This is a genomic window from Oceanobacillus damuensis, assembly GCF_001618145.1.
In the GTDB taxonomy this organism is placed as follows: Bacteria; Bacillota; Bacilli; order Bacillales; family Amphibacillaceae; genus Oceanobacillus; species Oceanobacillus damuensis.
In genome coordinates, this window is record NZ_LQNF01000025.1 from 21,035 (window position 1) to 46,218 (window position 25,184).

The following is a 25,184-nucleotide window of genomic DNA, read 5'->3' on the forward strand; positions in this document are numbered from 1 at the left end:
ATATTACATCTGAGGTGAAGATTGTAAATGGAAGCTGTAGAAGAGTTAAATAGGTGTCTCGATGATTTGGAAGAAAAATATAATGTCCTTGAACGTGAAATTGAAAAAATGCTGGATCAATTTAAACAGATTCTTTCTTCTTAATTAGACTAGGGGATAACCGGCGGAGATCTCTCATAATGATTGCATATCTATAACTTATGAACTGTAATTAAATCCAATAAACCTAAACTGGAGATATAATCATGATTTCACCCGACGAAATGGTTATCTTTGTTAAAGAGTTAGAGCTGTTACATAGTGAATACAGTAAATGTATCGATGAAAATATAAGAGAGAAAATTTATGATGATATTCTATTTTTTAGTGAAATAATAAAAATTTAGTCCTATCAAAAAATCAAAAGAAATCCCTCAAAAATAGCTGGGTGAGTAACACCCAGCTATGTCTTGCAGTAATTATTAGGTTCTAATCCGTTGAGCCAATCTGGAATCATTACCTGACGTCCCATTATTGTTGTTTACCGCAAAGTCTGATTACTGCTTGTCCCTATTACACTTATTCTCAATTAACATAAATGAAGAAGTTACCACTTGTAATATATAGGATATTATTATAAATTATTATAGTAATTTGTAACAAATTATAATGGTTTATAATAAATATAGTAGATTCTTAACAAAGGTTGGTGTCTTGATTAATATGATAAAAAATTCATTTTATATCTTTTACTTTATTGCTGTTCTATTCATGTGGATAAAAACATATCTTACTCAATTAACACAGTTTGAATTAGGTGTAGCCAATTCATTACAGAACTTTTTATTATTTCTTAATCCATTAGGATCTGCCCTTCTTTTCTTAGGGATAGCATTTCTATTCAAAGGGAAAATGAAATACAAAGTTCTTTTTATTACTTACTTCTTATGTTCTTTTCTACTTTATGCAAATGTTCTGTTTTATAGGTTCTTTAACGACTTTATTACATTGCCAACATTAACTCAAACTCAAAACTTTGGAAATGTCAGTGGAAGTATTATTTCATTATTAAAGCCATATGATCTTCTAATGTTTTTAGATTTTATAATTCTTATCATGTTGGTACTATTTAGAGTCGTGAAAGTTGACTTGCGTAAATTTAGCTATAAACAATTAGGAATTGTTTTCTTATTAGGATTATCAATATCTGGAGCAAATTTGGCACTTGCACAAGTAGATAGACCACAGTTATTAACTCGAGGGTTCGACAGAAATTATATTGTTAAATATTTAGGGATCTATAATTACACAATATACGATGCTGTGCAAAATACAAAAGCATCGACGAAAAGGGTTTTTGCTGATAGCGATGATATTACAGAAGTCAGAAACTATACCAATGCAAAATATGCCGAACCAAATCCAAAATATTTTGGTGTTGGTGAAGGAATGAATATTATTTATGTCCATATGGAGTCTATCCAAAACTTTCTTATAGATTACGAACTTCACGGTGAAGAAGTAACGCCTTTTCTAAATTCATTAACAAGAGATGAAAATACTTTATATTTCAAAAATTTCTTCCACCAAACCGCTCAAGGAAAAACGGCAGATGCTGAATATATGGTCGCAAATTCACTATATGGTTTACCACAGGGTTCGGCTTTTACTACGAAAGGTTTAAACACATATCATGCTGCACCAGCTATTTTGTCTGATGTTGGTTATACATCGGCCGTGTTGCATGGGAATACAGGAAGTTTTTGGAATAGGGATGAAATCTATAAATCATTGGGGTACGATAAGTTTTATGATTCAAGTTATTACGAAATGGATCCTGATAATCTAGCAGATTATGGATTAATGGATAAACCATTCTTTAAAGAATCAATGGGTTATCTAAAAGATTTACCACAACCTTTTTATGCGAATTTTATTACGGTAACGCATCATTATCCATTCACCATGGATCAGGAAGAAGCAACGATTGAACCTCATACTACTGGAAACAAAACTGTAGATAATTATTTTCAAACAGCCCGATATGCAGATGAAGCCTTAGAACAATTTTTCTTGGATTTAAAGGAAAACGACTTATTTGATAACTCTATTATTATTATGTACGGTGACCACTATGGAATATCCAATAACCACAATAATGCAATGGAAGAAGTGATTGGTCAAGAGGTCACTCCATTTGTAAGTACACAATTACAGAGGACCCCTTTATTTATTCGAGTACCAGGAATGGAAGGAAGTATTATGGAACAATATGTTGGTCAAATTGACCTTCTTCCAACACTCTTGCACATTTTGGGAATTGATACAAAGGACTATATTCATTTTGGGACTGATATGCTATCTGAACAGCATGATGAACTCGTACCTTTCCGTAATGGTGATTATGTGAGTCCAGAATATACAGGGATTGATAATACATTTTATGATTCAAAAACAGGAGAGGAACTTATAAACGAAGAACAAATTGAAAAAGCAAAAAAGTATCGTCAGCTTGCAGAAGAAGAATTGTTACTTTCTGATAAAGTTGTAAATGGCGATCTACTACGGTTTTATACTCCTGAAAACTTTACACCTGTCGATCGTACTAAATACAACTATTTAAAAACAACAGAATAAGATATATAACAAAACAACGTTTAAAGTTATATGGGAATTTATAAAAAAGTTGGTTCTTGTACATTAGGGGTACTGCCACAAAACGCAGATATTATACGCTAAGACATTTTTTTGAAATAAATAAAAATCCTGATTTTTCTACGCTAAGCAGAAGAATCAGGGTTTAATATTTTCTTGGGTATGCTTTCGGTTTCATAATTTCCAAATAATGTCTTGGGAAATATCCCGGAAGGAAACATGTGCCTTAACCCCTCATGTGAGCCAGTCTATTGTTAACCTTATCATAACATATCCGAGCATTCGTTCCTATAAAATAGTTGACATTTTTAGATTATTTGGTTAATATCAATATATAGTTAATTTATTGGGATGCCACTTTTAGTGGAAGTCGTCATATCTTCATTTTTTAGAAGGAGATTCGGCATAAAGGTTTTGTATTGACAGGTCGTTTACTCTCGTATACCGGAAGCTTTTTTTTGTTCGTAAACGGTAATGTTGAATAGGTGTTTTTTGGCACAAAATTGTTACACAGTATGTGTAATGTAATAAAAGTTGATTAAATTTAAATGTATAGCCATGGCTATGCTTTTTTTAATGGTTAATAAAAAAGCCGATTGATTCCTGTAAAGGGAATTGATCGGTTTTTTTTATTTTATAAAAAACTTTAAAAGGAGGATTTCCATGTTAAAGGAGCAAAAGAAGATGTTCATCGCGTATGCTGATGAACAGCGAAAGAATCAGTTTCTGGTCCGTAAAGGCAGAAGGTATTTTCTTCTGAATAACAGAAAGGAAATGCGGAAATTGAGCCCCAAAGAAGCCTATCAGATTTTCCTGATGATAACGGCCAAGCAACTAAAATTCAGAGGGATTGGTTCATTTCAAACGATGAAGAAAGGCGGGATTCAATAATGAGCTTAGCAACTCAAGTCCGTACAGAGGCAATCGAAAGTTTTGATGATGCCATTCAACTGGCCAATGAAATTAATCGGTTGGAAGCTGCATTAAAGCAAATGAAAGAGGAATTGAAAAATTTCGTGAGAGACCATGGAGAAGTTGATACTGGGGAAGAAACGTGGAACTTTTATGAATCAGTTTCCTGGAGATTCAGTGATATGGAATTAAAAGAGGTGGCTAGAGAGATGGCATTAGATGGAATTGATCCTTGGAGCATGTTGAACATTTCTAAAACTAATATCAATAAACTGGGCTGGGAAGAACAAAGACTATCCAAGCTTGGTACAAAAAAAGTGACGCAAAGGTTTACGTCACGTAAAAAAAGATAAATAAAACTTAAGTTAATGTTAGTTTACTAAAAATAAAGCCTTCCATCAAGGCAGAATAATCAGATGGCATGCAAGTCGGGTGCCATCTGGTACTCGTCTTGTGTGGAAAGGAGATATAAATGCGTACCATTGAAAAAGCTAGGGAAGCTATTTCGACATATGATTCCATAGGAGACCATGGATTGGTAAGTAACCTGGATATTTTATCAGTTATCTTGGGCCCGTTTGCCAATACAGAGACGGTTCAGCATTTAAGTCAATATCAGTTGCGTGATCTGTCTGATATGACGGTAGAAGAAATGAAGATAGAAGGGTTAACGCATAATCAGGCTTTAGCTTTACATGCAAGCCTGTTGCTTGGAAAAAGGTGTCGTGTCCTATTCAGGGAGGAAAAAGGTACGATACGTTCGCCAGAAGATGCAGCAGAATGTGTCATGGAAGAATTACGATACCTGAAACAAGAGCATTTTGTTGCAATGTATTTGGATACAAAAAATCAAATCATTCATAAAAAGACTGTATTCATCGGAAGTCTGAATTCAGCGATTGTCACTCCGAGGGAGATTTTTCGGGAAGCCGTCAAACGTGCTACAGCATCGGTGATCCTATTTCATAATCATCCGAGTGGTTTGCCTGAACCATCAAATGAAGACATTCATGTAACACATCGCTTGGTGGAATCGGGAAAAATGCTTGGAATTGAGGTACTTGATCATATCATCATCGGAGATGGAAACTTTGTCAGTTTAAAGGAAAAAGGATGTCTGTGATGGTAGGTGCCAACCCGAGTATGTACTGTTTATCGAAGAGTATCAGGACCATCAGGCGATCTGGATTCGATTACATGCCAAACAGGAGACGGTGGAATGCAAGGGTCCGAGGCATGCATCTGATGCAGAACGCTTTATTGATGGGTTAATCGAAAAATATAAGTTAAATGGAAAAGCCTCTATCGTCAATAACTGTTTTGATGAGGGGGGAAAACTGGAGATGACCTTAACGGAAACAGTAGAGGGTTATTTGAAATTGGGAAACAAACTATAGATCGTTCAAAGCGCATTCTTAAAAAGCTGTCATGAATAGCCTTTGGGAATGCTTTTTTATTTAAAAAGGAGTGGTAACGATGGATGAAAAAGTAACATGCGAGTTATGTGATGGTAACGTTCGATTGGATGATGCGCTATTCGATGAACAGGCAGAACTCTATTTTTGTGATCTGGGCTGTTTTGAGGAATGGGCGGATGAGAATTTCGATGAGATTGTTAAGCAATATCGTCAATTACATCTCTACCATGCAGGCTAATAAAAGGGAAGGAAGCGAAAAGAAATGATGAAAGGATTTCAACTGTGTGTCACTCCAGGCGTCGAATCATATCTTCAAAGTAATGTCTTAAATTCAGATAATTTGATGATTTTAGTTCAGAAATCAATTAAACATGGGGATGCAAGCTACTTCTTTGCGTTTAAGAAGAATCGTCATACGACACTGGTTACGGATGGTGATAATCAGATTCTTGATGAATTATGGATGGTGGTTCCTGAACAAATATGGATTATTGCCGAGGAATATGAGACGGAAAGAATCTATATTGTCATTTTGCCAAGAGAGTATTAATTAAAAGAAGGCAGGAATATTTAAGTTCCTGTCTTTTTCATCTAAAAAAATGGAAAGGGTGGATACTCGTGATAGAGCTGAAAAAGATGACAGCGATCAAAAATGACGAGAATGAGGAGATGGACCTTTTAGGTTATCTAACCTGGTATAGCGTGGGAAAACAATTGGTAGAAGCGAAAGAGTTGGAAATAAAACTGAAAGATGCAGGACTCGACTCAGCGTGGATGCCAAAGCCGATTCGGTCTGCCGATGCATTCAGACGTGCAACGAAGGAAATCGAGCAGCGGAAAGCAACTTCCAATCCAAGTGTATTTGAAAATATTCTTATTCGTGAAGTGTATTCAGATAAAGAGCTGATTCAACGGAATATGGTTATCGAAACCGTCGATCAGCATGGGAAAAGATTATCTTATGATTCAAAGGCAGGAATCATCACACTGGATAAGAAAAATAATCGGTTGACCTTTACTGTGGAGAATTCCATGGCACAGGAGCTTTCACAGGAAGTTGAAAGAAAGTTCGTTATTTATAGAAGTCATTATGCAGCCCAACAGGTTCGGGTCATGGTAAATAGTATAATGCAATCCCTTGCCCCGACACCTGTACGGAAAAACGGGGGAATATATTTTGTCCCGGATTCAAAGAGCATGGAATTGGCAAAACTGGTTCAGTTTATTTCCTCACTAGATAACAGTGAAGGGTATAAGATCCCTGTCATTGACAGTATGGACAACCGTCATATGGTCAATAAAAAACTGCTTGATCATCTGAAATCGGTTTTGGCAGAATGCAGAAACAGCAATCGGCTTTCAAAAGGTCAAATTAAAGTGTTGATTGATGAAGCGAATGGGATGATTAAAAATCACCGTAACTATAAATCTATTGTCACAGACGAATCAGCCAGGATGGAAAAAACGATAGCAACGATCCGTAGTGAAATTTCCAGAATGGTTACGGAAATATAGAGAGGATGAAAAACGTGAATCAATTTCATTTGACGAAAATGGGACAGGACTTTTTCGGTTACCATATTCCGGAAATGACTAAGCGATTAAAAGGGATTGAAAAGGAAATAAGACAAGCAAACTTTTTAAAAGAAAGAGAATTGCGAATGAAAGAAAAGGAAATACAGATGAAGCAACATGAACTCGCCATCTTAAAAGAACAGTTATTCAAATAAAATGTGGAAGGGAAAAGGAGGCTACCCATGTCGAACAATTTAATGAAGATAAGGGAAATTAAAGATGCGCTGAACGGGAAGTATCTGGAGCGTGAACAGCAGGTGGAAGGAATGCTGATTGCCTTGTTGTCCAGGCAGCATATTCTATTGGTCGGTCCGCCGGGTACAGCCAAGAGCGCCTTGTCGATGGAGTTATCAACCATCATTGAGAATTCAACCTATTTCCAATGGTTGCTGACAAAGTACACGACACCGGATGAAGTATTCGGAGGAATAATGTTAAAAGACATCGAGGAAGGAATTCACAAACACAATACGGAAAAGAAATTGGCCGAAGCCCATCTCGTATTCTTAGATGAAATATTCAAAGGGAGTTCCGAGATTCTAAATGCGTTGTTAAAGGCGATTAATGAACGCACGTTTGAAAATGGTACCGAAGAAATGGATATGCCCCTGATGACACTTGTGGGAGCAAGTAATGAGTATCCCGATGAGGAAGATGGATTGGATGCCTTGTTCGACCGATTTCTGCTGCGATTTGAAGTGGATTACATCAAGGACCGTCGTAATCTCCTTAAAGTGATGAAAGGAACTGGGCAAGAGCAAGAAATGCCTACGATCTCGCTGGAAGAATTGGAAAACCTCCAATTCCTGCGTGAAATGGTTGCCATTCCCGATGAGGTCTATGAGAAAGTGGCAGACATCTGGGAGGAATTACGCGATGAAGGAATCTTTCCCTCGGATCGAAGGATACAGCGCTGCTATTCGGTCTTGCAGGCCAAGGCACTGATGGAGCAACGGCAAATCGTCGAAGTGAAAGACATTTTATTTTTGCAGCATGCCCTGTGGCAAAATATCGATCAAAAAGGACAGGTTACCGAAATCATCCGTAAGCATGCACAAGATGTTGTTTCCCGTTTGCTTGAATCCGTAACCGAAGAATCAGCAGACATCATGAAACAGCTGCAAGAGAGTGAAAACACAAATTATGTATTGGAAGCAACCCAAAAAATAAAGTCGCTTGCCAAAGAGTTAAATAATGTGAAGGAGAAGCATCCTGCTCGCATACAGGATATTGAGAAAGTAAGTGAAAAACTCAGAGAGAATCTGGAGACGTTAACAAATTCGGTTTTGGAACCGATTGAAGAGCCAATGCCAAATTAATCACATAATAAGAAGTGTTGAAGGGTTTCCTCCTTTAGCACTTCTTTATTTTTTGGAGGAGTGTTGAACATGTATACGATTAAGACAGATACGAATCAGTCCGTCCTGAATACGGATAAATATGACCAGAGGGGATTTAAAAAGCTGTATGCCATGTCCAAGGGATTGCAAAATCTAAACGAATTTGAACAGCCTTTTCCAACGTACGAATCACTCTTAAGTGATATATGGGCAGGCTTGTATAAAGTGAATCCGAAATTAAAGGAGCTGGAGATAGTGAGCGATTACCTGTATCCAAATCATTCACTGATGCAACGAATGATGGATGATGAGAACTTCCACCATTTTAGGGAGTACACCCGTCTGGATGACTTGTCTTCAGCAATCGGAACAGTTCAGTTGGGAAAGAAAACAAAGGAATGGCTACAGGAAGAACAGCACAATAATAATGAATTGAACAAAACATTAAAGGATATCGAGCGGATGCAGCGGCAGTTGAAACAACAGGAACAGGATAATGGAGTTGGTAATGGGAATGAAAGTCTGCAAGCAGATTTACAGAAGTTATTGGCCAATCTGCATGAACAAATAGACAAGGCATTACGTGATAATCATATAGGATTCGGAAAAGCAATGAAACAAGCGATGCAGGACACACAGGATACAAGGGAGTCTGTAAAATCACTGATGGGCGGAACCAAAGCAGGCAGTGGAGAAGCGGAGCTAAAAAAGGTACCCCTCCGTGATCAATTGAAGTTAGCGGACAAAATGGAAGAACAAAAGAAAATGAAAGAAATTGCTGATTGGGCTGGAAGATTCAAGCAAATTGCCCGCAAGAAGCAAAAGAACAAACATAACAAGGCAACAACGAGAAGTGGCATTACATTAGGAAATAACCTGGAAAGGGTCTTGCCATCGGAACTGGCTATGTACAAGAATGAGGCAACAAAAATGGATTTTCTACGCCTTTTTTCAAAACAGAAAACACGTCAATATGATGCAAAGGGGAAAGATACGTTGGGAAAAGGTCCATTCATTCTTTGCCTGGATCAATCCGGCAGCATGAATAACTTGGATTCGCAATCCAAAGGCTTTGCATTAGCTCTGATGAGTATCGCTAAAAGGCAAAAACGAGATTTTGCCTTGATACCATTTTCTTCAAAGGCATATAAATATCTTTATAAAAAAGGAAAGATTGAGGCAAAAGATATGGTCGATCTATGTGAAAGATTTATTGGGGGAGGAACGAATTTTGAAGCTCCTTTAGGAAAAGCGTTGGAAGTTATAAATGAAAGTAGTTTTAAAAAAGCTGATATTGTATTTGTGACTGATGGAGAGGCTAGTGTAACAGAGTCATTTATAAATGATTTTCAGAAGCAAAAACAAAGGAAGGAATTTAACGTGTTGTCGCTAATAATTGGATACCGAAGTGATACCGTCAACCTTTTTTCCAAAAAAATTATCCAAATAAATAATTTCCACGATGAAGGAACTTTCACCGCTTTTGAAATATAATTGCCAGAACAGGCTCCTGTATGCTGGAGCCTGTTTTCTATTATATACATAAAATTAATGTATGGGAGTGTAAAATAATAGCGAAGTGAAGCCGTACGCTCTCTCGCTTATACAGTTTAATTTGCACTCCTTCTTTTTGCCTTTAATATTACTTTTTAAGACTAAATCATCAGATTTTCTGAATTGGAATTGATCTCTTGAGTCCAATCTTCGATTTGTTTAATTTTTAATGATACATCTTCTGTTTTCTCTTTTTTTAGATGAAACTTTAAATGTACTATATCTAAATAGTAAAGAAACATTAAAATATCTTTTGCTGTACGTTTTTTTTCCTCTATTGAAAAATGTTCTTTAAATGAACTTGTAAGTAATTGTCTAGATCGTTCTTTTAAATGACTTTCAGTATTCAAGATTAATCTATACATACTATTTTTAAAATAAAAATGTACTTCGGATGGAAGCTTTGATAAAATATCAGGATGTCTAGTTAATTCTTCAACACTGCATTTATAGTTGAAGGTAGCAAATGCTTCTAAGATTCTCCTTAGATTATTTCCGATATTTAAGTCATTAGTAGAACTATCTATTATAAAATCAAATGCACTCTGAATTAAGGTTGAATATTCATCAAAATTTTCTTGTTTTACTACATCTAGTTCTTGGCTATCTAAATAAAATAATTTTAGTCCTTTATTTTTATCAGTAATATTTAAATCACTATATACTTTGGCCATATTGTATAGAACATCTAAATCATGACTGAAAATAACTGATTTGCTTTTTTCATTACCATAATGTAATTCATTAAGAATATATCTTAAAAACGAATATACGCCAACTTTATTTTCAAAATCAAAACTTGATAATGGATCATCTAGAATTAAAAGACATTCATTCTTAAATAAATCTTCCATACTTTTATTTTGGAACAAGGTAGAGAAGAAATAACACAATGAAATTATATTTTTTTCGCCAATTGATAGAGAACTTGGTTTAACAGGCTTTCCTCTACTCATTACTTTATAGGAGTCCTTAGATGGTTCTAAGTATAATCTGTTTTCATCATAAAAAATATAACGTAAGTAATTGTTTATTAATTCAAGGGCAATTTCTACATTTTCTAAACTTGCTTGCTTTTTATCGATTTTCCCCTGTATATTATTAATCTCTTTATTTCCGCTTATTTTATCCGCTTTAGCTTCCAAGAAAAGCTTATTCTTTTCTTTATATAAGTTTAGTAACTCTTTACACTCTAGATATGCCAATTTTTTATTGATATCTTTTAGCTCGTCGGCTATGGTTTTTTTTATGGTGATTTGTTTATTAAATTTTTTTACTTCTAAATTTACTGTTTTAATACATTCATTGATAATGTTGACTAAATGATTAATGTCAAAATCTATTCTTATTGGAGAATAAGGATTATTTTTTTTATTATTTTGTTCAGACTCTAATCGTTTTATAAATTCATTGTAAGATTCGATGTGAGTTTTAAGATTGTTGATTATCTTGTCATCAACAATTGTTTCGATCGATGAAACATCTATTTTATAATATTTGACTTCTATCTGGTTTAAGGTGTTTTTTAAATTATTCGCAGCCTCTGTATTTAGGATTTTTCCGATGGTTTCAAGAACCATTGATTTATGATCGATATCGACATTTTGAAAACATATCGGGCATGTATTGTCTGAATTGTTTAAGAATATGTTAGCATCAGTAGTTTTTTTATTGTCTAATGATTTATAGACCTCAAGGATTTTTTGTTCTTTTTCACTTAGGTGTGGTTGTTGTAATTCTGATTTTAAAAGGTTAACTAACTTTTCAATATTAATATCTAATAATAAAGGTTCAACGTCTTTGATTGGAGTAGCCGATTTTAATTTTAGATATTTACTATAAGTATTCTCAAATACAGTAAAAAGATTTTCATAAGAATCATTAATACTCTCAAAATTCATTAGCTCTCCGAATAGATTAGTATCAACTCTACCCAATGTTTTTAAATCATTTATATTTTGGTGTCTAACGGACCAAAGTTGTCTGAGTTTATTTTTAATTTGTTCCTTAATATTAAAATGCGAATCTATGTTATTAGGGTTGGACATTTTCTCTACCTTTTCGATGGTAGTATTATACTTTTCTTCTGACTTTTTTAGATCTTCTTCTAATGCCTCTAAATCTTTTTTAATATCTAATTGTTCGCCAAACATAACTATAGTTCCAAGACCACTATCATTAAATGAAACAGTGTCATGAGTAAACTCTTCATTATGTACATAGCATGGTATACTAATTTTCGATGTGTCAATTAGCTCTATACCCTGAGAGGGATGGGCTTTTAGTTTATAAAACTCTATTGACGAAAACTCCTTTTCTTTAGTAGGTTCAGAATTGAATACTTCTTGAAAAGCACGTGAAATAGAAGATTTACCACTCCCATTTTTTCCATAAATAACTGTAGCAACTTGCTTATGATTATGGAAAAGTTTAAATTCTTTTTGTGAATTAAAATAACCGCCTGAAATTTTGATTGTTGAAATACTCATTTGCTTCCCTCCAAATTACTTAGATATTTACCTCTAAGTAAAGTTTATAGTTACAATTAACTATACCACTATTGGATAAATAATCTATTATTTGTTTTAGTTTTGTGGAAAATTATAGAAAATAAGAAGGTTAATTCATTTTAAACAATGTGATTAAATCAGCTTCTTACCAAAAAAATATAACGAATTACAATCTACTTAATATCGACTATTGCTATAATAAACATATGAAAAAAGGTCAACTAGTAAAATAAAGTACCCTATTGAGAGACCTTAAAAAAGTTCCGCCCTTAGGGTACTTTTATGTACCTTAAATTACAGATAGATTTTTACAAATTTCAAAGGAAAAAATCACATCACGAAGTAATCAATTAATTGATAAACTGAAAAATTAAAGTTATAAATATTTGTTCTCCTAGAGTACACGCTGTTCAAACAAATAGAAATGTAGTAATATCAATATATAAAGTTGTTCAAACAGACTTGTTCATTGAATGGGAAGTGAGAGTGGTGATTTTTGGATATGCAAGGGTTAGTACGAAAGATCAAAATTTAGATCGCCAGATAAAGGAATTGGAAAAATTTGGGTGTGATAGAATACTTCGAGAAAAACAATCTGGTAAAAACTTTGAAAGACCTGTTTATAAAGAAATGCGTTCTAAGATGCGATTTGGAGATGTTTTAGTTGTACATGATTTAAGTCGATTTGGTCGTAACAAACAGGAGATAAAGGAAGAATGGGAAGAACTTGTTAAAGAAGAAATTGATATTGTCGTTTTAAACATGCCAATTCTTGATACAAGAAAATACAAAGAATTAGAAGGTGTTGGACAATTAGTTTCTGATTTAGTGCTTACGTTGCTATCATGGATGGTGGATGAAGAAAGAGAGCGTATTAGGGCTGCTCAAAGAGAAGGAATAGAAATTGCAAAGCAAGAAGGTAAGTTCCGCGGTGGCAAGAAAAAATATCATGCTGGGGCTACTGGTAAAGATAAAGTGATTTATGATAAGGTAATACAGTTATTAAAAGAGAAAAATAGTGTTATTGATATACATCGTGAAGTAGGAATATCCAGAAATACCATTTATTCAATAAAAAAGCAATTAAATAGTTAATAGGATTTAATTTTAAACGTATTAGATTCAACAATATAAGTAAATAGAAAGGTGACCAAAATGGAAACAACACCATATAAAAGTTTTCTAGAACTTATTCAAGAGATTGATACAGTAGAACGTGAACAAAGAGATCGAGGTACACTTTTTGAATTGTTAATTTCCGCTTATTTAACACATGAACCAATGTATACACGTTTATTTGATGCAGTATGGCCTTTGAATGAAGTGCCGATAGAATATAATATTCCAAAACATGACACAGGTGTTGATTTAGTTGCCAGAAAACGAGATACAGGGGATTTAGTAGCTGTTCAATGTAAATTTTATTCAAAAGATACTATTATCCAAAAAAAACATATTGATTCATTTTTAAATGAAATTGGAAAAAATTATTATACAGAAGGTTTAATTGTTACAACAACTGATAAATGGAGTAAGAATGCAGATGACGCTTTGAATAATCGTAATAAGGCAATCATGCGGATTTCTTTATCCGATTTAGCTGACAGTCGTATTGATTGGTCTCAATATTCATTCCATAGACCTAAAGAGGTTTTTCTACAAGATAGGAAAACACCAAGACCTCATCAAAAACCAGCGATTGAAGCTGTTATAGATGGATTCAAAAATGCTAATCGGGGAAAACTCATTATGGCTCCAGGTACGGGGAAGACATTTACTTCACTGGCGATTGCGGAAAAAATGGCATCAGAAAAAGAAGGTACTTTTAAGGTGTTGTATTTAGTACCAAGTATCCAACTACTATCACAAACCCTCCGAGCGTGGAACGCAGACACTCAATATAATATTGATTCAATCGCAGTATGTTCCGATCGAAAAGTAACTAAAGAAAGAATTGGCACAGAAATTGAAGATATTGCAACTACAGATATAGGATTCCCAGCCACAACAAATGCCCTGAAATTGCTAGAGTATCAAGAAACCATTGAATCAAAAAGTATTACAACGGAATTTATTGCTGTTTTTTCTACATATCAATCCATTGATGTCATTATAGATGCTCAAAGGGATGGCTTTTATGATTTTGATTTAATTATTTGTGATGAAGCACACCGTACAACAGGTACGACAGAGTTAAATCAAGAGGCATCAGCGTTTACCAAAGTACATAGTAATAGTAATGTTCAAGCAACTAAACGACTTTACCAAACAGCAACTCCACGTGTTTACGGTGAAGATGCTAAGAAAAAAGCTGAAGAAAATTCTATCATTATTGCAGACATGAATGATCCTGATACATATGGAGAAGAGTTTTATCGCCTTGGATTTGGTGATGCTATCCGTAAAGGTATTCTAACCGATTATAAAGTAATGGTTTTAGCTGTTGAAAAAGATGTCATTGCTAGACGGTTTCAGGATATGTTAGCTAATACCGAATCTGGTTTAGCATTTGATGATATCACCAAGATTGTGGGATGTTGGAATGGACTAGTTAAACGGGATGGAAATAGCAATAAAACGCTAGGTGAACCGATGAAAAGAGCAATTGCGTTTACAGGAACGATAAAAGACTCCAAGAAGATCACTGAAATGTTTTCAACTGTAGTAGACGAATATTTATATAAGAGCGGTGACGTTTCTGAGCCTTTTTCTATTGAAATTCAACATGCAGATGGATCAATGAACGCTGTCGAGAAAAACGAAAAAATCAATTGGCTAAAAAGCAAAGTACCAAAAAACACCTGTCGGGTATTATCTAATGCTCGCTTTCTGACAGAAGGTGTAGATGTACCAGACCTTGATGCAGTTATGTTTCTAAAACCAAGAAAATCTAAAATAGATATTGCACAAGCTGTTGGACGGGTTATGCGTAAGTCGGAAGGAAAGGATTATGGCTATATCATTCTACCAATTGGGGTACCAGCAGGGGCTGAAGCACATTCTATATTAGATAATAACGAAAATTATGCAGTAGTTTGGGAAATATTAAACGCTCTTCGTTCCATTGATGAACGCTTTGATGCCACAATTAATAAGCTTGAATTAAATAAGAAAAAGCCAGATCAATTACAGATTATAGCTGTAGGAGATGCTCCAGAAGAAGGTTTAGAGCAAACGAGTGGACATGAGCAATTAACTGGAGAATCAGTATTGTTTGAGGAAGATTTATCAGACTTAGAGCGAGCCATTTATGGGAAAATTGTTCAAAAAGTTGGTAATGTACGCTATTGGGAACAATGGTCGGAAGATGTTGCAGAGATTGCTCAAAAGCATATATTGCGAATTAATGTTATGTTGGAAGATAAAAAAAGTGATGCCTATAACGAATTTAAAAAGTTTGTAAAAAGTCTTCATCATAACATTAATGATTCTATTACGGAACAACAAGCAATTGAAATGTTGTCACAACACTTGATTACAAAGCCTATATTTGAGGCGTTATTTGACTCGTATAGCTTTGTGAATAATAACCCCGTATCACAATCAATGGAATCCATTTTAGACATATTAGATAAACAAGGGCTTATGAAAGAACAAGAACAGTTAGAAGGTTTTTATGAAAGTGTTCGTATTCGGGCAGAGGGTATTGACAACTTGGAAGCTAAGCAAAAAATTATAATACAGCTTTACGACAAGTTCTTTAAAGTTGGCTTCAAGGAGACGACCGATCGTTTAGGTATTGTTTTCACACCACTAGAAGTGGTGGATTTCATTATTCGCTCAGTTGACGTTGTTCTAAGTAAACATTTTTCTAAATCTATCGGGGATAGGAACATTCATATACTAGACCCATTCACAGGTACGGGTACTTTTATTACTAGAATCCTAAATTACTTAAAGAGAGAACTAGACCAAGGGAATATAGAAATGGAAGACCTAGTTCGAAAATATACTCAAGAATTACATGCTAATGAAATCGTATTGCTCAGTTATTATATAGCTGCAATTAATATAGAAGAAACTTTTCATAGTATAGTAGAAGACGACTACAAACCATTTGAAGGAATAGTTCTTACGGATACTTTTGAGAGTACTGAACATAACGAATACTTCGATGGAATTCTTTTAAACGAGAATAACACTAGGTTGCAAAAGCAGAAAAACGAGAAGATATTTGCAATCGTCGGAAATCCTCCCTATTCTGTAGGGCAAAAAAATGCAAATGATAACCGAGGGAACATAAACTATCCTTATTTAAATAAACAAATTGAAAAAACTTACGGAAAACATACAAAATCAAAGTTGAAAAAGGCGCTATACGATTCTTATATTCTTGCTCTAAGGTGGGCTTCTGACCGTATTGCCGACAAAGGGGTAATCTCTTTTGTAACTAATGCTTCATTTATTGACAGTAATTCCACAGCAGGGGTAAGAAAAGCATTAAATGAAGAATTTAATTACGTGTATATATTCAATTTACGAGGGGACCAACGTACTCAAGGTGAGCAATCTAGAAAAGAAGGAGGTAAAATATTTGGCTCAGGCAGTAGAACGCCAATAGCGATTACTGTTTTAGTAAAAGATGGTTCTGAAATTCATAAAATCTATTATAACGATATAGGAGATTACTTAAGTAGAGAGGATAAGCTCAGCATATTATCAGAAAAGAAATCCATTGATGGGCTGGAATGGCAAGAAATCATCCCAGATGAAAATCACGACTGGATAAATCAAAGGGATACTAAATATAATAACTATCCCTCTATTGAAGAATTTTTCAATCACAAGGCCATAGGGATAAGTACAAATAGAGACGCTTGGGTTTATGGTTTTTCCAAAGATAAAGTAGAAAATAATGCTCTACAAATGGTAGGAAATTATAATCATGAATTAACTCGTTTATCCAACATAAAGGATTCTACTGAAAGACAGGATAAAAGAAATATGGATCCAAGCTATATTAAGTGGACAGTAAATCTGACTAAAAAATTTAAGAAAAACGAAAAGATTCAGTTGGATAAAAGTGATCTTACCCAAAGTATGTATCGTCCTTTCGTCAAGAAATGGTTGTTCTACAATAAAGATATTATAGAAAGACCAGGTCAATATAAAAATAAAATGGGTAATGACAATAAGGTAATTTATATTACAGGAAGTGGTGCAAGTAGAGACTTTTCTGCTTTAGTGGTAAATAAAGTTCCTAATCTACACTTGCAAGATTCCGGTCAAGGATTCCTGAAAAATATTTATAGAGAGGATAATCTTTTAGGAAGTTACGATAGCAATATTGCATTAAGTTCTTTTCTAGGTTTAGATTTAACAACCGATGAATTGTTTAGCTATATCTACGCTGTCTTAAATTCTCCGGAGTACAAAGAGAAATATAGTAATGATTTAAACAAAGTACTCCCAAGAATTCCACTTTTGAAAAATAAAAATAAGTTTATAGAAGTTGGTCAGAAACTCATAGACTTGCACTTAAATTATGAAACGGAAGAGCCTTATGAAAATGTAACAATTAAAATGAATCCTAATCCCTCATTTAAAGTTAAAAAGATGAAACATCCTAAAAAAGGAATGCTGGATACCATTATATTTAATAGTGATATTACTATTAAGGATATACCAGAAAAAGCCTATGAATACGTAGTAAACGGTCGTCCTGCAATTGAATGGATTATTGATCAATATCAAGTTAAAACTGATAAGAACTCAGGTATCGTTGATGATCCGAATGACTATTCAGAAGATGAAAAGTATATCTTTAACTTGCTACTTCGTATAATCAATGTATCTGTTCAAACAGTTGATTTGGTAAACAGTTTGCCGGAGTTAAAAATTGAGGAATAATTGCCAAAGAAAGGAACAACAATTAATTATGTTGAAAAACAGCCCAAATTAAAGGGCTGTTTTATTTTTATGTCAGGGTGTATGAAAAATGATTAACTATAGGTCATATGATATTATAAAAAAGAATGTGGTGGTATTGGCAGACCCCAGATTTTAGTGTGGAAAGCTTTAATCTACGATAAGGCCAAAGGAAAAAAGCCCTCACGTTTGCGGGGACTTTCATTTCAATCTAATTCATAGAATATAAGTACATCATACCAATGGGAGCTATCAATGGGGTTAAATAAATAACGTTAACATCTTAAATAAAAATAAAATGATCTAAAACTAGGCGTGATTGCAACTAAATTAACCCCAAAAATAACAGTAAAAATGAAAATACTAAAAAGATAGCTTTTAAGTAAATAAGTCCGGTCAAATACTGAAAATAAAGTCTTGATAAAATTCACTGTAAATGTATGCCTAGCTAATTTATTTTTCCCTCATAGTTAATTATTCTACATTACCTCCAAAAGCCCTGCGTCTTTTTTACTTTTTTTATTATTATTTCACTGAACTATATAGAAAACGGCTATAAAATAAGAAGGATAAGCGTGCTAATCCTGTATTTATTTAATTAAACAATAACAGGACTTTCTTCCTGTGAAAATTTACTAATCTGTGTATAATGAATTTTTGAGGTGTGAAAGAAATACTACAAGAATTAGACAGATGTCTAAATTACACAGAAGCTCAATTAGCTGATATTGAAAATAGTATTGCTTGTTCAAGGGGCGATTGTAAAGAGTTACTTGGTAAGGTTAATTAGTACATATTAAAAAATTTTTCTACTTTAGATGTCTTAAATTTATTTACATAAATTATTTCTTTGCTTATTATTAAATAAAAAGAGATTAAATTTAAGGAGGAGACATGTATGCAGAGAATTTTATACAATAGAAAATTCTGGTTACCCGTTATAGTTCTCTTAATAAGCTTAATCTCAATATTTTTATACAGGAATATAGGAACGATAGCATCCAATTGGTTTGATACTTTAAAAATAACAATAGGGGTTATAGGTTTAGTTACAACTCTTTTTAATTACTGGAAAAAATTTAATTTGTTTGTTACTAAGATTTGGATTATATTAACTAACTCAACCGCTATTTGGAATGTTTCTTCTAACTTTGAAGGTGAATTCGATAAAGAAAATTTCAAAAGAGCTATTAATGAAATTAGAAAAGGGAATCAAGTTAGTGATTATTTTGAAGTTAGTGAGACTATGGTAAAACTTACAGTTAATGGGCTTAACTATAATTTTGAATACGTTGATATTGAAAATGACGAAGGCACTGGAGTTATCGGTAAAGTATATTGTAATATTGTTGATTTTAATAGTTCCTATGATTATTCAATAAAAGCATTTGGAGAAAACATAATCCCGTATTTTAGTATAATAGAGAAAAATCTTCGACCCGATGTAACAACTTTTAATTTCAAGATAAAATTTAGGGGTAAAAACCCTTTTATTAGATTAATCACAAAAAACGTAGATTTAAAAACAATTAGTTCGTTATGGTATTCTATACAAGAGACAACAACAGCTGGCAAAAGAAATATCAAGATTACTGATAAATCTATAGAGTGTACCACATCAAATATAACTGATTTTCAAAATTCTAGTATAAATTTCATATCATTGGTAGGTGAGTAATTTTTGAAGTCATATCACTTTTTGGATGTTCAAAACTTCAGTGTGTTTGAAGGAGAATCTGAGGGATGTATAAAAACAACTGAGCAACAACTCGCTATGGACGGTGTTGATGCACAACCCAAAAGTTCAATAAAACTAATTAAAAGGGACTACTATAAAGGATTTGATAAGTATATCATTCACCATGAAAAGGTAAAAAGAAAATACGGAAGAGCATATGGTGAAGAGTTGTTTTTTAATAAGTTTGTAGAGAGTTCTAGTATGAATGTTTATTATAATAAGCATTTTAGTTTAATGCTAATTGAGGGAAACAAATCATCCGTGAATGATTTTAAGAAAAAGTTTGAAAAACACTATCCTGAAGAATTTAGTTTATCCCGTTCAAATGTTGATTTCCCTTATCTTATCCAACATACGCAAAATGTTTGGGGAGGATGGTTGAACGGGTTTAACGATGGAAGTCTCAGAAGTGTTGCCCTTTATGGAGATAGAGTTAATCTGAGTGAGGATTACAATAGATATGAAGCTGCAGGTAAACTAAGCTCATTAAATTGCTCAATTGCTTTTGAAAAAGCAAGTTATGATTTTATGATAACCGCGAACAAAACAGTCGTTATAATGCAGAACAGAACTCCTGAAGAGGATTTGGATTTATTATTATTCATAAGACCTATGTTATATAAAGATATTTAAAGCCCTTCATTTGAGGGCTATTTCAATTTATTAAAAAACTTCCCCAGACAACTCCGCACAAATCTGATCACAATCTTCTTGACTCGGAACACCATCAGAAGTTCTCTTATTAATCTCACTCATTCCAGCATTTGTAAACTTACCATATTAATCGTCCTTTAAGCGCCGCATTTCCTTAACAGTTAAAAACAAACCAAATGACCTTTTATTATTTTTTACATAATGAATCCCCTCGCTCAAACGGGTGCATTTTTATGGTTTAATTATCATAGGTGAAAAGAAGGGTTTTCACTCCTCCTGTCGAATAAAGTAGGCAGGAGGAGGTGATTAAATGCAGTTGAAACTAAAAGAATCCTCAGAGATTCCTCATGAAGGTTACGGGGCAGGCAGTGGTCAGATTATCAAGAAAGAATATGTCTGTCCTTGCGGAAATGGTACTGTCTATTATGAAAAAGATGATATACCCGGTTTTAGGGAAAGCGATATCTATTGCGATTGCGAAGATTGTAACAGTAAATATAATTTCGCAAGAGGTACTGCTAGTTTAAAATAAAATCCCACCCTGCCACTAGATATAGTAAATAAAGGACAGGAGGGGATAAGAATGACTATTTTAGCTTCAGTTTTTGTTCCAGATGGAATAGTTATGGCCGCCGATAGTAGAGTAACTTTAACCACAACTTACCCTAATGGAAGGGAGTGTAAAACTGTTGAGCGGGACAATGAATATAAGATATCGCTACTTCGAAAAGGAACTGTAGGGATAAGTTATCACGGGAAAACACATATAGATAAAAAGCCAGTACCAGGATTATTAAAAGAGTTTGATGACAAGTATATTAATGAAAATGACACTTTGGAAGAAATCAGTAAAAAACTGCACGAATACATGTCACTTCATCCAGGAAGTGAAGTTTGTTTTATTGCTTGTGGATATGATAAAGGTGACCCTATTGCTTATACTATTTGTGAGGATGCTTATGTACTAAATTTTAGCAACAGAAAACCATACCATGCCATTTGGCGAGGGGATATAGAACAGGTTGATAAACGATATTCTAATATCGATATTAATTCAAACCCTATTCCACTGGAAAGTGCTATTGAATTTGCGGAATTAATTATCAAAACTGCAATAGATTACGAGGTTATCAAAGGGCATAATCCGTGTGGAGGACCTATTGATGTATTGGTATTAACAAAAGGTTATACGAAATTTTACAAACATAAGAATATTAGTCTTATTGAATCAGAATGCTAATGAGGTTCTTTTTACGGGGAAATAATCTTAATTAAAAGAAGGATTACCACTCTCATTTTGTCGAATAGACTAGGCAGGAGGAGATAATGTGAGTTTATATTTGATAAGATATTCAAATGATAAATTTGTAGTGAAAGCTGACAGTAGCATAGATGCAATAAAATTATGGATTGATGAGAAAAATAGAGAAGAGAAAGAAGTTTATCAATCCAAAAGAAAATTTAATCCTAATGATTTTTCCATTGAAAGACTTGGAACTTATCATGGAATTATGGAAGCACCCGAATAGTAAAGGGTGCTTTTTCTATTGGGAAGGATTTTAATTATATCTATCGAATTTAAACCAATAATGGAGGTGAATGTATGAATCAGAATAGAACGGATTCAAAATTAACTATAGATCCCAATAGTCATTTATCGAAAAATATTAAAGCTAAGGAAGCAGCCGAAATGATGGGAGTATCACAACGATTCATCAGAATAGGCATACGGCAAAAAGTATTTAATTTTGGCTGTGCTGTTAAAATGTCATCTATATGGACTTACCATATTTCGAGAAAGAAATTGAATGGGTATCTTGGAGAATAGAATCGGTTTTATTCAATCAGCAACCTAGGTTGAAATTTATGCGGCAGTTGATGGAAGTACTGATAAATAGCGGAATAAAGCTACAATTTCAATCCACTGAAAAACCATCGAGAAGTTTTAAAAATGGGGTTTCTATGTATGGATAAAATATGTAAATGTTGATTTATAAAGGTCTTTATCGTGTGTTTTGTTGCATTTTTATGGTGGTTAGATGTGGGGAATGATGTAATCATCCGCTCAAAAACCCATGATGCGATATGCAACAAGTGAGAGAAGATGGTTTCAAAAAATTTCAGCTATATACGAACATTCTATTTTTAAAAATATTCAACGATTGGTCAAGAAATGCATTGTATTAGAAGATTTTAATTAAATAAAAAAGTCTTTAACCATTGATGGATTAGGTTTTCTAGTAATTGCTGGTAAGAGGACTTGAACCCTAGACCTCTTCATTACGAGTGAAGTATTCACACCATGACGATAGTGAATACCTGATTTTAAATATGGACTACTATATTTGATTCATATCGTGAATTCTATTGCATTAATAACATTAATCTTATTAAGTATTATAGTATCGAACACGTTGTACAGTGAAAGAATATGATTTTTCGTTTCTTTGCAGAAGGAGATTGATTTACTTTTACACATAACACATGAAAATTATTGTTATATCAATGTTTCAAGCGCTATGTAGACCCCAACCACCGATGTTCAACCGCCAGATACGAGAAATTAGATTAATTAAAAAGCAGCAACAAAGATAAGCAAATAAATACTCCAATTCTTATAATGAATTGAGCAAAAATCTAAAAAACAAGAAATCAAATAGGTTTCCTGTATATAGCCTGCCAGCGTATTTTTTTGAATACGTTTTTGAATACCCCTTGAATACCCTTTACGAAAAATCCGTTAAAATCCCATGAAATACAAATAGGGAAATACGTTGATTTAAAGCGGTTTATGACCTCCCATATAATATAGAAGAAACTCGTCTATGAAAGAACGTAATAAATACGGTCTTTTCAGCAATTCTTTCTACTAGATTTAAGAAGTGTGAAAAAATAGCCAGCCAACTGTAAGCTTTATTTATGAGTAACAAAGGAGTAACGCAATATCGTGAAAAGGAATTATTCACTGCTAAAAATATTACAAGACGTATCCTGCGAAAATGATGTAAGTCGCACGTTAATCAACTTATGTTATCTTTCGTTAAACATGTTACAAATAGAAGGACTTATGGCAAAAATGTTGGGTCCGCCAGATTTATTGTTCAGATGAGAGATAATATTGTTATGGACCGTACAGGTAAGGCTTTGGCTGATGCTATTGCTTCTCATTTTGGCCTGAAAAAGAAAAGTGGCGGTGCTGCTGGAACTTACACTGTCAAATCCGGTGACACTTTATGGAGTATTGCACAGGATCATAACATGACAGTTGATGAACTAAAAGCGTTGAACGGGTTAACTGACAATACTATTTATCCGAGACAAGTATTAAAAGTGAGTGGATCTGGTTCTTCAGGTAATCTATATGTTCAGGTTATTGTTTCAAGCTTGTTGGTGTATGATGTACCAGATTGGAATGCAAGACATTCAACAGTCAGTTCAGGAGAATTATTTACGATTGCAGAAATATTAACCGTTGACGGATCGACGATGTACAAGCTTAAGTCAGGATTGTATATCACTGGTAATCCTAGTTATGTTCGAGTTTTTGAACAGTTGAGGGGTTATTTTATTTCTCACAAATTGACTTTAGCGAGATATTTAAATTAAAACCCCTTCCTAAGAAGGGGTACTGAAGGGTGGCTCTAAAGCAGCCACCTTATTATGTGTATTAAAAATTAAATTATGTATCTTTTTAATATAGTAATTTAAAGCCCTCAGCTGCGGAAACAGTTAGGTGCTTTTTTTTATTCGGCCTTGAAATCTTAATTTATTGAGTAGGATAAAATATCTTCTTCTTCATTCCAATCAACAAAAACTTGAACAGATTCTCCTTTGATGTTCGTTACCACAAAGCTAGGGTCGCAATGTTCTCCTGCATTATCTGCTTGCTCGTTAAATATTTCGGAAACATCTTCTTCTAGGAATTCGTTTATAATTTCAATTGCTCTGCTACGGGGTAAATTTTTCATTGGTTTTCTCCTGTTTTTTGTTTATAGGATATCCAAGATATACGTTTTAACTCGCGAATTTAATAATGCAGCTATGGAAACAATTGTGGGTTTATTTTTTAAATTTATGCAAGGAGATGAATTCATGCTGAAAATCACAAATGATTTTATTAATTTGACACAGGGGCAACTATTAATAAAATATTGGTGGTTATGGTTGATAATAATTGTCTTTACTTGTTTTTATATGTTTAGAAAAAAATTAATTCCTTAGACAAAAACCAATGAATTTTTGGCCAAAGCTATTTAAACTTATGGCTTGATTTAATGCATTATCTGATCCATTTCCAATGGTCATACTTTGCTGAGATGCATTAATAAATCCGTAGTTTTTAATTCTTCCAACTGCACCAACGATAACGGGCTGTTCGACACCGGGCTTGTTTATTGATCCAACTAAAGTCATATCGGGATGAATAGATTTTAAGTAATTTAATAATTCTACTTCTAGCAAAGTCATATCCGCTAAGGTGTCAATGAAATACCTACGTTCATCAAAGTTATTCTTATTAGTTGATTCAGAAAGAGTATGCTTTAGGAAATTTTTGAAGTAAGATCTCTTCTTTTCAAGAACCTCTTGCTCTATCTTCTCGTTTAACCTTTCAATAATTGCAATTAAAGCGTCCTCATCGTGTGATTTAATTGACTTAAATCTATAATCAATTTCTTGCATTTGACGGGAGAACTCTTCGTAAAAGCTTTCTATCCGTTTAAACCTTTTCTCATTTTTTGTACCAAAATAGGCAGTAGCCAATGGTCCTCCTACAGTAGGTATAAGCTGCAATCCAGACTCCACGATAATATCAAATTTTTTTCTCCCGCTTAATTTTTCATCATTCGACATAAAATTTCCCTCCCTTAATATATAATTAGACAAACGCATAGTAATTCCTCCTATTTTATTAAATTAATTTAAGCAACAAAAAAGACCGCTATACACGATCCTTCCTGCTGAAACAGTTGGGGTTTTTTAT

Annotated in this window: 23 protein-coding genes; 20 read left to right on the plus strand and 3 right to left on the minus strand. The window is 33.7% G+C overall.

Features of this window, described 5'->3' with window-relative positions; genetic code table 11:
- Positions 1-702 precede the first annotated feature (702 nt).
- The 11 genes from A4245_RS13635 (at position 703) to A4245_RS13685 (ending at position 9,373) form a co-directional block, all read left to right on the plus strand.
- Positions 703-2,616 carry a lipoteichoic acid synthase gene (locus A4245_RS13635; RefSeq protein ID WP_067728836.1) on the plus strand — a complete coding sequence of 638 codons (1,914 nt, stop codon included), beginning with the start codon at positions 703-705 and terminating at the stop codon, positions 2,614-2,616.
- A gap of 681 nt (positions 2,617-3,297) precedes the next feature.
- A complete protein-coding gene (locus tag A4245_RS13640) occupies positions 3,298-3,525 on the plus strand; it encodes a hypothetical protein (protein ID WP_067728838.1) in 228 nt (75 codons plus the stop codon).
- Complete coding sequence (locus tag A4245_RS13645; protein ID WP_067728840.1) at positions 3,525-3,899, plus strand: hypothetical protein; 375 nt, start codon at positions 3,525-3,527, stop codon at positions 3,897-3,899. Before A4245_RS13640 ends, A4245_RS13645 begins: the two co-directional genes overlap by 1 nt.
- Before the next feature lie 119 nt (positions 3,900-4,018).
- Complete coding sequence (gene radC / locus A4245_RS13650) at positions 4,019-4,669, plus strand: RadC family protein (protein WP_067728842.1); 651 nt, start codon at positions 4,019-4,021, stop codon at positions 4,667-4,669.
- A gap of 91 nt (positions 4,670-4,760) precedes the next feature.
- Positions 4,761-4,943: a hypothetical protein gene (locus tag A4245_RS13655; protein ID WP_067728844.1), complete on the plus strand. Its 183-nt coding sequence runs from the start codon at positions 4,761-4,763 to the stop codon at positions 4,941-4,943.
- A 79-nt stretch (positions 4,944-5,022) separates the two neighbouring features.
- Positions 5,023-5,202 (plus strand): hypothetical protein, encoded by a 180-nt coding sequence (locus tag A4245_RS13660; RefSeq protein ID WP_067728846.1) that lies wholly within the window; start codon positions 5,023-5,025, stop codon positions 5,200-5,202.
- A 24-nt stretch (positions 5,203-5,226) separates the two neighbouring features.
- On the plus strand, positions 5,227-5,514 hold the full coding sequence (locus A4245_RS13665) for a hypothetical protein (protein ID WP_067728848.1): 288 nt from the start codon (positions 5,227-5,229) through the stop codon (positions 5,512-5,514).
- 68 nt (positions 5,515-5,582) lie between these two features.
- Positions 5,583-6,479, plus strand: a complete 897-nt coding sequence (locus A4245_RS13670) for a DUF6744 family protein (protein WP_067728850.1) — start codon at positions 5,583-5,585, stop codon at positions 6,477-6,479.
- 14 nt (positions 6,480-6,493) lie between these two features.
- Entirely contained in the window at positions 6,494-6,694 is a 201-nt protein-coding gene (locus A4245_RS13675; protein WP_067728852.1) for a hypothetical protein, read from the plus strand.
- A 27-nt stretch (positions 6,695-6,721) separates the two neighbouring features.
- Positions 6,722-7,858, plus strand: a complete 1,137-nt coding sequence (locus A4245_RS13680) for an AAA family ATPase (RefSeq protein WP_067728854.1) — start codon at positions 6,722-6,724, stop codon at positions 7,856-7,858.
- Between the two features lie 69 nt (positions 7,859-7,927).
- On the plus strand, positions 7,928-9,373 hold the full coding sequence (locus tag A4245_RS13685) for a VWA domain-containing protein (protein WP_067728856.1): 1,446 nt from the start codon (positions 7,928-7,930) through the stop codon (positions 9,371-9,373).
- Positions 9,374-9,534: 161 nt separating this feature from the next.
- On the opposite strand, the gene A4245_RS13690 is transcribed toward A4245_RS13685, so the two are convergent.
- Entirely contained in the window at positions 9,535-11,922 is a 2,388-nt protein-coding gene (locus A4245_RS13690; RefSeq protein WP_067728857.1) for an AAA family ATPase, read from the minus strand.
- 510 nt (positions 11,923-12,432) lie between these two features.
- Here A4245_RS13690 and A4245_RS13695 point away from each other — a divergent pair.
- The 9 genes from A4245_RS13695 to A4245_RS20960 all read left to right on the plus strand — a co-directional run bounded on the left by A4245_RS13695 (position 12,433) and on the right by A4245_RS20960 (position 23,809).
- Entirely contained in the window at positions 12,433-13,038 is a 606-nt protein-coding gene (locus A4245_RS13695) for a recombinase family protein (protein ID WP_067728859.1), read from the plus strand.
- A gap of 60 nt (positions 13,039-13,098) precedes the next feature.
- Positions 13,099-17,793 (plus strand): DEAD/DEAH box helicase, encoded by a 4,695-nt coding sequence (locus A4245_RS13700; protein ID WP_067728861.1) that lies wholly within the window; start codon positions 13,099-13,101, stop codon positions 17,791-17,793.
- 916 nt (positions 17,794-18,709) lie between these two features.
- Positions 18,710-19,489 carry a hypothetical protein gene (locus A4245_RS13705; protein ID WP_067728863.1) on the plus strand — a complete coding sequence of 260 codons (780 nt, stop codon included), beginning with the start codon at positions 18,710-18,712 and terminating at the stop codon, positions 19,487-19,489.
- Positions 19,490-19,492: 3 nt separating this feature from the next.
- On the plus strand, positions 19,493-20,182 hold the full coding sequence (locus A4245_RS13710) for a hypothetical protein (RefSeq protein ID WP_067728865.1): 690 nt from the start codon (positions 19,493-19,495) through the stop codon (positions 20,180-20,182).
- A gap of 331 nt (positions 20,183-20,513) precedes the next feature.
- On the plus strand, positions 20,514-20,735 hold the full coding sequence (locus A4245_RS13715) for a hypothetical protein (RefSeq protein WP_067728867.1): 222 nt from the start codon (positions 20,514-20,516) through the stop codon (positions 20,733-20,735).
- A 51-nt stretch (positions 20,736-20,786) separates the two neighbouring features.
- Positions 20,787-21,443 carry an Ntn hydrolase family protein gene (locus tag A4245_RS13720; protein WP_067728869.1) on the plus strand — a complete coding sequence of 219 codons (657 nt, stop codon included), beginning with the start codon at positions 20,787-20,789 and terminating at the stop codon, positions 21,441-21,443.
- Between the two features lie 88 nt (positions 21,444-21,531).
- Entirely contained in the window at positions 21,532-21,732 is a 201-nt protein-coding gene (locus tag A4245_RS13725) for a hypothetical protein (protein WP_067728871.1), read from the plus strand.
- Between the two features lie 74 nt (positions 21,733-21,806).
- Positions 21,807-22,031 carry a hypothetical protein gene (locus tag A4245_RS13730; protein WP_067728873.1) on the plus strand — a complete coding sequence of 75 codons (225 nt, stop codon included), beginning with the start codon at positions 21,807-21,809 and terminating at the stop codon, positions 22,029-22,031.
- 1,295 nt (positions 22,032-23,326) lie between these two features.
- Positions 23,327-23,809: a LysM peptidoglycan-binding domain-containing protein gene (locus A4245_RS20960; protein WP_067728875.1), complete on the plus strand. Its 483-nt coding sequence runs from the start codon at positions 23,327-23,329 to the stop codon at positions 23,807-23,809.
- Between the two features lie 155 nt (positions 23,810-23,964).
- Here A4245_RS20960 and A4245_RS13740 read toward each other — a convergent pair whose 3' ends face one another.
- The gene (locus tag A4245_RS13740; protein WP_067728877.1) at positions 23,965-24,171 is read right to left on the minus strand and encodes a hypothetical protein; all 207 of its coding nucleotides are present in this window, start codon (positions 24,169-24,171) and stop codon (positions 23,965-23,967) included.
- Positions 24,172-24,412: 241 nt separating this feature from the next.
- Positions 24,413-25,054, minus strand: coding sequence for a hypothetical protein (locus tag A4245_RS13745; protein ID WP_157087727.1), 642 nt, complete (start codon positions 25,052-25,054; stop codon positions 24,413-24,415).
- Positions 25,055-25,184: the final 130 nt, after the last annotated feature.